Raw genomic sequence first — 11,796 nt, 5'->3', positions numbered from 1 at the left:
TTCAACATTATATCATGAACTTTCTAAAATTCATTGAGTTATGCTTTCAAACGGTAGTGCCGGGGTGTGAGTATAATGATTATCAGTATATAAAAGTCATAGCAGACAGACTTGAAGCGGCAAATGTTGGCAAAATGAGGCGAATAATATTCAATATGCCTCCGCGTTCAATGAAGTCCCTGTGCATAAGCGTTGCGTGGCCCGCATGGATACTGGGAAATCAGCCCACTGCAAGAATAATAGTTGCAAGTTACTCCCGGCTGCTTAGCGAAAAACACTCGCTCGATACAAGGTGTATAATGCAGTCTAGTTGGTATAGAGAGCTATTTCCAGAGGTAGAACTATCCAAAGATCAGAATACCAAATACAAATTTCAAACAGTGCAGAGAGGATACAGAATCGCAACATCAGTTGGAGGAACACTAACTGGTGAAGGTGGTGATTTTATCATTGTGGACGATCCGCTCAGTTCTGCTCAAGCTTTGAGTGAAACGCTTAGAAAGCGTGCCACAAACTGGTTTGATCAGACTTTAGTAACCAGGCTGAACGATAGAAAAAAAGGAGTCATCGTTCTTGTAATGCACAGGCTACACCAGGAGGACTTAACCGGACACCTTCTCTCCAAGCCAAAAAATATATGGCATCATATTTGCTTACCGATGATTTCTGAAAATAAGAAGATTATCTATTCAATCAAAAAGCCAGCGCATCCTGTTTCTGTCATCCAAGTAACTACAACCAGTAATAAAACAGCATCGCGTGCTAGACCTGCAAAGATGTTATACTCAAGAGAAGAAGGCCAGCTATTATATCCCCTCTATGGAGGAAAAAAAGAAGTTAAGATGATAAAAGTCGAACTTGGGAGTTACGCTTTTGCTGCACAATATCAACAGAACCCTCTGCCACTTTCAAGTGGTATAATTAAACGAGAGTGGCTGAAGCGCTATAGAAATTTTTCTGATAGTCTCTCATATGTCACTCAGAGCTGGGACACTGCAGTTTCAACAAGCAGCATGAGCAACTTTAGCGTCTGCACCACCTGGACAAAAGTGGGCAATAAATTCTATTTACTCGATGTATATCGCGCAAAGCTTGAGTATCCAAAGCTTAAAGAGCAAGTTCTGTCACTAGCTGCAAGATGGACACCGCACGCAATTTTAATCGAAGCAAAAACAAGTGGTCAGCAATTGGTGCAAGAGCTAAAGACAAACAGTGATTTACCAATTATCGAAATAGTACCACATGATAACAAACTCACTCGATTTTATCAAATTGTTCCGATTATAGAGTCTGGCAAGGTTTTTCTGCCGCACCAAGCAGTATGGCTGAACGATTTTGAGTATGAGATTTTAATGTTTCCTGAAACTCGACACGATGATCAAGTGGATAGTACCGTGCAATATTTGCAGTGGGTGAGAGATAGTAGCTCTAGGGTCGCAGCTTTACGGGCATTGTGATTTAAGCCTACCAGATCCAAGTAGTCAGCTACTTGCATGACACCCTGACAACCGTCATCCCGCTACGTGTTAGCGGGATCTAGAGATACCGCGAATGAATCGCGGTATGACGGTTCGTGGTGGTATGACAGTTCGTGGCGGTATGACGGTTCGCGGCAGCATGACGATAAGCTCGTCATCCCGCTATGTGTTAGCGGCTAAGAGATACCGCGGCGGTATGACGGTCTGCGGCGGAATGACGGTTAAGCAATTCGTCATCCCGCTACATGTTAGCGGGATCTCTTGTTAGCGGATGAGATACCGCGAATGAATCGCGGTATGACGGTTAAGTACGTGTTAGCGGCTAAGAGATACTGCGGCGGTATGACGTAGAGCTCGCGTTAGCTATAAGATTAGCTAAATTCTGCACGTCCATAAAAAACAAACCTTCTTTTTCGTCTTGAACGCTAATAATAGCGTGAGTGTTAAAAGGTAAAGGATCATTTGTATGTCCATGGCCTACCCCTTTCATTGTAAATACAGGAAAGTTAACACTTTTTGCAAACCTTTCTTTTACAACTTCAACAAGGTTATCGTTATAGCAGTTAACGAAATCCCCAAAGATTACTGCATGTACTCCATCAAAGATGTGAGCTTGTTTTAGGTGATCTAAACTGCGCTCTATTGCGTATGGGTAGACTCTTATGTCCTCTAAAAATAGAATTTTACCTTTCGCATTTATTTGCCAAACAGTTCCTATACTGTTTTCAACTAAAGTCATATTACCACCGATGATTTTAGACTTTAATCTGCCATCTTTTAGTCTAATGCCATTATTTATCGTCTTTAGGTTATCAAATCTGATAGAATCCCGCTTGTTAAGAATTAACTCTTTCAATTTTTCAACAGAGCTTTCAGAAACGGAGTTATTTACTATCATTTCCAACATGGTGCCGTGAAGAGTTTGCCAATCATATTTAGCTTGTAGATAGATGTGCAAGGCAGTTATATCGCTATAGCCTATGAGGATTTTTTTGTTTTGAGCAATCCTTTCTTTTTTATCATTGGGTAACTTTTCTAGATAGGGAATTAACCGAGAAGCCCCTTCTCCTCCTCTGATACACCAAATTATTTTACTATCACCGGTTAGTGCACTAACCAAATCATTTGCTCTGAATTCATCAGAGTTGGAATAAAATGGATTATCATTACTATATATTTTCTCCGAAATATGGGGATTAAAATCCAAAGCTTCTACATATTCTTTTATAGTAGTCAGATCTGATTCTTTTCCCTTCGAAGAAGGAGCAATAATATCAACTTGGTCGATTGCATGAATACTTGTGTTAGCACATAAAGTGAGAATGAAATATAAAAGATAAACAATCATTAAAATATCTTATAAAACTCTTTTTTTAGTATATCATCCAATTCAGAGAGTGGAACTTTCACTCCTAGTTCTTCCATTGACGTGACGCCATAATCTTGCAGTCCACAAGGAATAATACCCTTATAGTGAGAGAGGTCTGGAAAGACGTTAAGCGCTATGCCATGATAAGTTACCCATTTTCTTAAACGGATACCAAAAGCTGCAATTTTTTTTTCTACTCCGTTATGGTTTACCCAAACACCTATTCTATCCTCTTTAAATTCTCCAAGTATATTAAATTGCTTTAAAACATTTATGATCCACTTACTTAGATCTCTAATATATAGCTTTATATCGCATTTGTTTCTTTTTTTAAGGTTTAACATTAAATATATGATGCGCTGTCCTGGACCATGATATGTGTGTTTACCACCCCTTCCTGTTTTATATATGGGAAATAGTTTTTCAACAATATCATCAGCTGTTGCACTGATTCCTGCAGTATAAAGTGGAGGGTGCTGGAGTAGCCATACCAATTCGTCTGCTGAATTATTGTGAATTTGTTGAATTTTCTCTTCCATAGATTTTACGGCACAGTTATAATCAATAAGCTGATTAGATATTAGCCATTCTGCCATGTTCAATTTCTTTTTTTTTTAGTATAGCATTTTTCTATCATCTTAGTAGCTCTGTATAAACGTTGTGCTTTGGAAACAATTGCCGCTAGTAGGGTAGTAGCCCGTTCTTTGTCATCCAGCTCCTATAATGTCATCCCAGTGTCACGCACTGGGATGACATTATCATAAAGGAATCAGTGTCAGCTACTTGGATGACATCATAGGGGTGCTGGCCTGACAATCGTCATCCCGCTGCTTGTTAGCGGGATCTAGAGATACCGCGGCGGTATGACTTGCATTAGCTATAGGAGGCACATATGAATTTCAACATTTTTCAAAGAAAGAAAAGCGTAGTACTTAATGAATACTCTGCTTTGCAACTGATGATGGAGCCAAGTTGGAGTAAGCGTGATTATGTAAGTTTTGCTGAGGAAGGTTACATAAAAAATGTTATTGCCTTTCGAGCAATCAATATGATTGCAAGTGCTGCATCTTCGGTACCTCTTACTCTCTGCCAGCTTACTGACCAGGGAAAATCGCAACTAAAAGCCCATCCATTACTGAAATTACTTTATTCTCCTAACCCAATGACATCAAAATCGGAATTTATTGAGGGGATTGTAACTTATCGGTTAGTTAACGGCAATTCTTATATATTGATGGTTGAGTCACAGAATAGTAGAAAACCACCAACAGAGCTTTATCTTCTGCGCCCAGATAGGGTTGAAATTGTTCCAGGGAGAAATAACGTTCCTTATATCTATCGTTATACCATAAATAACAACAGTTATGACTTTAAAGTTGATAAACTAACCGGACGTTCAGCAGTGTTGCACCTAAAGACCTTTAATCCTTTGAATGATTGGTATGGGTTATCACCAATTGAGGCAGCTGCATATAGCATAGATCAACATAATCAGGCGGGTGCTTGGAATCAAGCGATGTTGCAAAATGGGGCAAGACCAAGTGGTGCAATAGTTGTAAAATCAGCAAAAGATGGAAGTGGTGGAAGTTTAAGTCAAGAGCAGTACCAACGCTTAAAAGCGCAGATAAATGATCATTATTCAGGTTCTATAAACGCTGGAAGACCGATATTGCTTGAAGGAGGCTTGGAGTGGAAAGAAATGAGCTTATCGCCAAGGGATATGGATTTTATTGAGTCCAAACACAGCTCAGCTCGTGATATTGCGCTAGCTTTTGGCGTTCCACCGCAATTGCTTGGCATACCGGGTGATAACACTTATAGCAATTTAGTCGAAGCACGCTTATCCCTCTGGGAACAGACGGTTTTACCAACGCTAGAAAATATTATCTGTCACCTGAATTCTTGGCTGATACCAAGATTTGGTGAAGATCTGTGCTTGTCGTATGACAAAGATGCAATAGAAATTCTCATGGAAAAAAGACAAAAGTTGTGGAAATACGTAGAAAATGCAAGCTTTATGACACTCAATGAAAAAAGAGAAGCTTTTGGCTTGCCACCACTGCCAGGTGGTGATGAGTTAGGTTAAGTTTGTATCCGTTCAGATGAGTTCATTGTCCCCTAAACCGTACGCCTAAGTAAATCAACTATTTTTCTTGCCAACCAGAGCGGTGAAGATTTGGTCTACATCAAAACTCATCTTAGGACGCCAAATAGGGCCATCCAAATGCATATCGATATAGATTGGATTACTATGGTTTGGCGGTATGAAAAAGAACCTGAATATAGAAGCTAAAGCGAAGTTAGATAAGGTTAAATTAGAAGAGATTGACCCTGATGCTTGATCAATCCCGAATTGTAAACTAGTTGAACATATACCACTCTTAATACTTGCTTTTCCGCTAATATTTTCAAAAAATGTTTTACCGTTATATATATCAATATAAGCAAGTGTGGAGATTTCAGACTTATTATTACTGCTTAACAAATTAGTGATAAATGAATTGAAATCTACATTAGTAAATTCTATTCCCTGTGCTTGTAAATTTATATCTCCTGATAAGTTACTAGCCCAATCATGAAAACTTTTTCCTTGAGTTTTGATTTCACCATTTAAGCTTACCTGACCATTTACATTGTCAATTCCTATAACCTTACCAATCTTTTTAGTGTCCAAATTTACAATAGAAAACCTTGTATTTATTGAGTCTGATCTTAAATAACCCTGAAAAAACACTTGCCCGCGTTCTAATACGTAACTTGCCTGCCTGATAGTGATAGTGTTGTTTCTCATTACCGCATCCAAATTAAAATCTTTCAAAACATTATGCTCGGTTTTAAATTCTGCAGTATTGATTTGCACATTTGCATCAAAGCCTTCTTTATCATCCAAAAAATCAAGCTGCTTTGTTGACCATTGAATTTGATCTATCTCATTTCTTGAATTTCTTTTCGTCTCTACTAAATTTGGTAATGTAATAATTTTTCCATTAAATTTACTGCCCGTAAGGTTAACATCTAATAAAGGTTTGGCGTATTTTTGATCTGCTAATATTTTTGCATTACCGGTAATATCGAAATCTTCTCCAGATAGTTTTATTTTATCTGCAACTAGCTTACCTTTTTCCATTTTTAGCAAAAAATCCAAATTTTTAATTTTCGTATCATTCAATGTAAGGTTATTAACACGGGCCTTTATATTTGCATCATACTGAAAATTTTTCAGCCATTGCATTTTAGGTAAACTGCTAAATAATGAATGATCATATTTATCTGCATCAAGATTATGCATGCTAAATTCACCATTGACCACATTGTGTTTTTTTGTATGGCTTACTCTAATTGACCCTTGCAAGGATTCCTTATTATTTAGCAGTCTAATGTCTGAGATAGATAATATTCTTGGTGCAAGGTGCAGTTTAGAACTTAGTGTAAATTGATTTTTCTGGTTTTCTTTCATCTTTATAGAAGGGAAAAAACATGAAATGAATGACTCAAAATCATTTCCTTCGACTAATAAATCGCCGTTGAATTCAGATAGGACATTATTGTTTGAGATCTCTCCTGATAAGTAAGATATATTATTGATTCCAGGAAATTTAAGAAGCGTATTAACTTTTACTTTGCCATCAGTGGATTTTAGTACAGCACGGAAATTGTCCAATATTTTGTTTTGATATTGAATGTTAGAAGCTTCCATATTAAAATTTAAGCTCAAGTTCTTTGGCACAACTGCTCTAAAACATTCCAGAAGATCCTTCATATTCATTGTTCTTTGTGAATCATTTTGTATGGAATCTAAATCAACTTTACTGAAGCTAATATTGAAATTAGTGTGATTGCCTTTTCTATCATTTTGTATTGTACCGCTGGCTTGCATGCTTTTGGAATCAATTTTTAAGTCAGTTGCCGTAAACTCACTTTCATTAAGACTTATATTGGATGATATCTTGATATTTTCGCTAGGAATAACACAAGAGAGAAAGCTAAGATTAATGATTTTTGCTAAATCACTCACAGAACCGGAACTGTTATTAATTGTTAATGTTAAATTACCCTGGAGTTCTTCTTGATTTCTATTACCTGTAAATAGCAAATTTACAAAATTTGATTCAACACTAATGTGTACATTCCTTTTTGTGATATTAACCTTTCCTGAAAAATCGTAATTATTATCACCTACCTTTACTTTACCAAAAAACTGCTTATTTTTTTTTACAGCAACTTCCTTTATGTTAACAATATCAGCGAAATCATTCTTGAAACTTACTTGGCTGTCTTTTATTACTATATCGACTGTGTTACCACTGGCGTTTGTATTTATAATATTAAGTAAATTTTCTTTGTTGCTTTTCATGCCAAACAATGTGATTGACTTTGGTTGCAACGAAAATAAAAACAACGATAGGAACGATGGCCTTATTTCAATTTTTCTTACACTAATTAAATCTGACAACTTTTGCTCTTTATTTTCGTTGTATTGTACGTATACATTATAAATAGTGAGCTTTGGGGTAATCAACGAAACTTTAATTTTTCCCCCAATATGCACTTTAGCATCATACGTCTTCTCTAACTCTTTTATGATATATTTCCTGTAGCCACTCCAATCCTTAAAAGTTGCAGCAACATGCATGAGAATTAATAGCAGTGAGATTGATAATATAGCATATAAAGAAAGTCTCATAATTTACACATGCTTAAAGTTTCCCTTAAATATTAAATAGAGAATACCAAAATAAACAATAACACTCAAAGCTATTAAAGTCGTTAAATAAACAATACGAGCCAACATTTTATCAAAAAATAATCCTGCCAACAAAGAATTAAAAATATAAAGGGCTATTGACATGACTGCCGTTGCTACAAAAATTTTCATGACATTTAACAATAACGCTTGGCTAACCTTATACATTTTATTTATTGTTAAATAACTAATTAATAGAATAGAGTTTATCCAAGTGGAAACGGAAGTAGCAATAGCAATCCCCGTATGCTGATACTCGTTCATTAACAAAAGGTTTAGCACTACATTAATTCCAAGACACATTAGCGAAAATATGGTTGGTATTTTCAGATTGCCTTTAGCAAAAAATGTGGGTAGCAATACTTTATTTATAATAAATGCAGGTAAAGAAAGAGAAAATGCTATTAAAGTGGGAACAGTTTGCTGCACTGCATAATGATCAAACCGGCCGTAAGAAAAAAGCGTAAGTAAAATTATGTCGGGAATAATGATAAAGGCAGCAGTTGTTGGCATAATTAACATTAATCCTATGTTGAGAGCCTTGTTCTGTATTTTGACTATATTTTCAGTATTATTCACCTGTTTTGAAATTAAAGGAAGAAGCACTGTACCAATTGCAGTACCGATTATTCCCTGCGGTAGTTGATTTAGTCTATCGGCATAATATATATAGGACACCGCATTTGGTATAAAACTCGCCATGATTGTATCAATCCATAAGCTTATTTGAGTTACACAATTGTTGATAATTGCAGGTATCACACGCTTAAAAAACAACCTTACTTCATTGCTTAATTCAAGGCTAAAAGAAAAAGCTGCCTTTAACTTGTATGCACTAAATAGTATCAAAAGTAGCTGGAAAATTCCTCCTATAAGGACAGCTATAGAAAGGTTATGAGCCGGTGTTTCAATGTAAGGTAAAAGCAAGCTGATGATTAAACAGAGATTCAAAACAATTGGTGCAATAGCTGTTGAAGCAAAATGCTGCTTTACTTGCAGCATTCCACCAATAAGTGATGCAATTGAAACAAAGATTATGTAGGGCATCATAATTCTTGATAAAGTAACAGTAAGGGTAAACTTACTTTGGTCAAATCCAGGAGCAAAAATTTGAATCATATAAGGGGAGAAAGTTTGCATAATAAGGCAAAAAATTACTAAGATAATAAACGTAATGGATATTACACTACTTGCAAAATTAAATGCCTTTTTATTATCATATGATTCTGTCGAATATAACGGTATGAATGAGGTAGTGAACGCTCCTTCTGCAAAAAATGCTCGAAATAGATTGGCAAAGCGAAACGAAGAAAAAAATATGTCTGCAAGAGAGTTCGCACCAATAACCGTAGCAATCAATACATCTCTTATTAACCCTGAGATCCTTGAAATAGCCGTAAAAAAACTAAATGTGAAAATACTTTTAAACATACCACTACTTCATTAGTGTCAATACGATTAACTATAATGGTAAAAGTATCAATGAAAATATTTATTGGCTAAACTTAAAACCCTCTGCAAAAGGAGAGTTAAATAATCAATTGACTATTTGCGCTCTTATGTTAGAAATTTTATATCTTGGCGGGCGTAGCTCAGTTGGTAGAGCGTCAGTTTGTGGTACTGAATGTCGCCAGTTCGATCCTGGTCGCTCGCCCCACTAAAATTTTCTGCTTGACGGAGATATGAACAAATGGTAATATATCAATTAATTAGGGAGGTTATATGGATGAAGGAGATTTAATACTTTTAGGTGTAGTATCGGTAATAGGTGCATTTACAGGTCTGGGATTGAGTTTTACAGCTTTATCACCTTTGGTTATAGGTGGAATTATTGCCGCCATTCCTGTAATATTATTAACTGCATATTTTATATGCGATAGTGTAAAAGAAGGAAAATTCTCCAAAGAAGCTCTTTTCTTCTTTGCTTGTATATGCGTTGCAAGCGTTGCAATTGGAGTTGGCCTTGCTGCAGCCGCAACTGCTATTTTTCCTGGTGCAATGCTTGGAATGGGCTCTGCAGCTTTGGCAGGTGCTGTAATAGGAGCCATAGCACCAATTACAGCGTTTCTTGCAATGGAAAATATTATAGTACCAATAGCTGAAAAAGTGAATGAGCACATTATATCACCTATAATTGAGTGTTTTTCTTCAAAAAAGCAGGACGTTTAAGCTAACCAAAAAGGTTTCTGTTATTCCAGTGTGCAGCATTGGAATAACAAAATTTGACATTAACCGCTAATAGTTAGAATATTAGTAGAGTAAAAATTACTCAAGAAAGCATGCATAAATATGACGTAGTAGTAGTAGGTGGTGGCCATGCAGGGTGCGAAGCGGCTGCTGCTGCAGCTCGCCTTGGTGCAAACACGCTGCTTATAACTCATAAAATTTCAACTATAGGGGAAATGTCCTGCAATCCAGCAATTGGAGGAGTTGCAAAGGGTGTTGTAGTCAGGGAAGTTGACGCTCTTGATGGAATAATGGGAAGAGCAATCGACCGAGCAAGCATACACTCAGTCATTTTAAATAGCAGCAGAGGTGCGGCAGTGTGGGGACCACGTGCACAGGCAGATCGAAAATTATACAAGCAAGCAATACAGGAAATTATTCTAAATTATAATAATTTGACGGTAAAAGAAGAGTCAGTTGACGATTTCCTTATAGAGAGTAATAACAATGGAGAATTGTGCATTAAAGCTGTAATAACAAGCTCAGGGGAGCATATACTGACAAGCAAAGTCATTTTAACTACAGGGACTTTCCTGCAAGGTGTAATTCATATAGGAGAGCAGGTAACTCCTTCAGGGAGAATGGGAGATAAGCCTGCAGTAGAACTTGCAAATACGTTGAAGAAATATAATTTTAAATTAGGTAGATTGCGTACTGGAACTCCACCGAGGCTTGATCGTGGCACTATAAACTGGTCAATATTGCAAGAACAAGTGGGTGATAATCCACCTGTGCCGTTTTCTTACTTAACAGAAAAAATTAACCAACCTCAGGTATCATGCTTTATTACCCATACTAATGAAAACACGCATAAAATAATTAGAGAGAATCTGCACAGGTCAGCTTCTTCGTATTTGGATGATATTATAGCACCAAGATACTGCCCATCCATTGAAACTAAGGTTAAAAAATTCGCAGAAAAAAGTAGTCATCAAATATTTTTAGAACCAGAGGGCTTGAATGATGATACTATATACCCGAACGGAATTTCAAATTCATTGCCTATTGAAGTGCAGTGTGAAATGATAAAGAGTATCAAGGGACTTGAAAATGCAGAAATACTAAGACCTGGATATGCAGTTGAGTATGACTATATTGATCCACGAGAACTAAGCCATACTCTTGAAACTAAGAAAATTAAAGGCCTATATTTTGCTGGCCAAATTAATGGCACTACTGGATATGAAGAAGCAGCAGGGCAAGGAGTTATTGCCGGAATTAATGCAGCACTCTCTGCATCTGAAAAAAAAGAAAGCTTTGTTCTTCATCGCACAGACTCATATATCGGCGTAATGATAGATGATCTAGTCACCAAAGGGGTGATCGAACCTTATAGATTATTTACCTCACGTGCAGAATATAGGCTAGCTATCAGGTCAGACAATGCAGATAGAAGATTAACACAAAAAGGTTATGATATTTCCCTTGTTTCGCATGAGAGATACTCTGTTTTACAGAATAAACTTGAATCCATTAAGCAGCTTGAAGAGAAGTTAGGGAGTCTGACGATTACTCCTGAGCAGCTTAGGTCTTATGGTATCAAAATATCTTATGATGGGATAAGAAAAACGGCACTAGATTTACTTAGCTATCCAAACATCGACTGGAATAAATTACAAGAAATATGGCCGGAGTTAAGCAGCATCACGCGCTGGGATGGCACCGCAATGGGTAGCATAACTAAGAATGAAATATGCGAAGCGGTTGAAATTGAAGCAAAATACAAACCTTATCTAATAAGACAAGAAGCGGATATGAAGTTTTTACGAGAGGAAATTAACACTCAAATTCCAATTGATTTTAACTATTCACAAGTTAAAGGCCTGTCAAGTGAAGTAATAGAAAAGTTGCAGACGATAAAACCAGCGACGATTGGCATTGCAAAGCAAATACAAGGCATCACTCCTGCAGCGATAGTGAGCATATTAGTGTATTTGAGAAACAGGAAAACGAAAGTGGCTGCTAATTTTGTATGAGGT

General features: G+C 36.7%; 8 protein-coding genes and 1 tRNA gene. 5 read left to right on the top strand and 4 right to left on the bottom strand.

Annotated features, from left to right (window positions below; genetic code table 11):
• Window positions 1–14 precede the first annotated feature (14 nt).
• On the top strand, window positions 15–1,457 hold the full coding sequence (terL, locus tag INQ25_RS04885; RefSeq protein WP_213863203.1) for a phage terminase large subunit: 1,443 nt from the start codon (window positions 15–17) through the stop codon (window positions 1,455–1,457).
• 343 nt (window positions 1,458–1,800) lie between these two features.
• On the opposite strand, the gene INQ25_RS04880 is transcribed toward terL, so the two are convergent.
• Both INQ25_RS04880 and lipB read right to left on the bottom strand, forming a co-directional pair.
• Window positions 1,801–2,826, bottom strand: a complete 1,026-nt coding sequence (locus INQ25_RS04880; protein ID WP_213863201.1) for an LD-carboxypeptidase — start codon at window positions 2,824–2,826, stop codon at window positions 1,801–1,803.
• A complete protein-coding gene (gene lipB / locus INQ25_RS04875; protein WP_213863200.1) occupies window positions 2,826–3,443 on the bottom strand; it encodes a lipoyl(octanoyl) transferase LipB in 618 nt (205 codons plus the stop codon). The genes INQ25_RS04880 and lipB overlap by 1 nt, the downstream gene beginning before the upstream one ends.
• Window positions 3,444–3,739: 296 nt before the next feature.
• Here lipB and INQ25_RS04870 point away from each other — a divergent pair, with 296 nt between their 5' ends.
• The gene (locus INQ25_RS04870; protein WP_213863199.1) at window positions 3,740–4,933 is read left to right on the top strand and encodes a phage portal protein; all 1,194 of its coding nucleotides are present in this window, start codon (window positions 3,740–3,742) and stop codon (window positions 4,931–4,933) included.
• A 54-nt stretch (window positions 4,934–4,987) separates the two neighbouring features.
• Here INQ25_RS04870 and INQ25_RS04865 read toward each other — a convergent pair whose 3' ends face one another.
• Window positions 4,988–7,531, bottom strand: a complete 2,544-nt coding sequence (locus INQ25_RS04865; RefSeq protein ID WP_213863198.1) for an AsmA family protein — start codon at window positions 7,529–7,531, stop codon at window positions 4,988–4,990.
• A 3-nt stretch (window positions 7,532–7,534) separates the two neighbouring features.
• A complete protein-coding gene (gene murJ / locus INQ25_RS04860; protein ID WP_213863197.1) occupies window positions 7,535–9,022 on the bottom strand; it encodes a murein biosynthesis integral membrane protein MurJ in 1,488 nt (495 codons plus the stop codon).
• Between the two features lie 150 nt (window positions 9,023–9,172).
• Here murJ and INQ25_RS04855 point away from each other — a divergent pair.
• The 3 genes from INQ25_RS04855 to mnmG all read left to right on the top strand — a co-directional run bounded on the left by INQ25_RS04855 (window position 9,173) and on the right by mnmG (window position 11,793).
• Window positions 9,173–9,248: transfer RNA gene (locus INQ25_RS04855), tRNA-His, on the top strand.
• A gap of 65 nt (window positions 9,249–9,313) precedes the next feature.
• On the top strand, window positions 9,314–9,760 hold the full coding sequence (locus INQ25_RS04850) for a hypothetical protein (RefSeq protein ID WP_213863196.1): 447 nt from the start codon (window positions 9,314–9,316) through the stop codon (window positions 9,758–9,760).
• Window positions 9,761–9,870: 110 nt separating this feature from the next.
• Window positions 9,871–11,793 (top strand): tRNA uridine-5-carboxymethylaminomethyl(34) synthesis enzyme MnmG, encoded by a 1,923-nt coding sequence (gene mnmG / locus INQ25_RS04845; RefSeq protein WP_213863195.1) that lies wholly within the window; start codon window positions 9,871–9,873, stop codon window positions 11,791–11,793.
• The last annotated feature ends 3 nt before the right edge of the window (window positions 11,794–11,796 follow it).

The sequence above is a fragment of the Wolbachia endosymbiont of Rhagoletis cerasi genome (genome assembly GCF_018454475.1).
Lineage (GTDB): Bacteria > Pseudomonadota > Alphaproteobacteria > Rickettsiales > Anaplasmataceae > Wolbachia > Wolbachia pipientis.
This window is presented reverse-complemented; position numbering and strand designations above follow the sequence as displayed.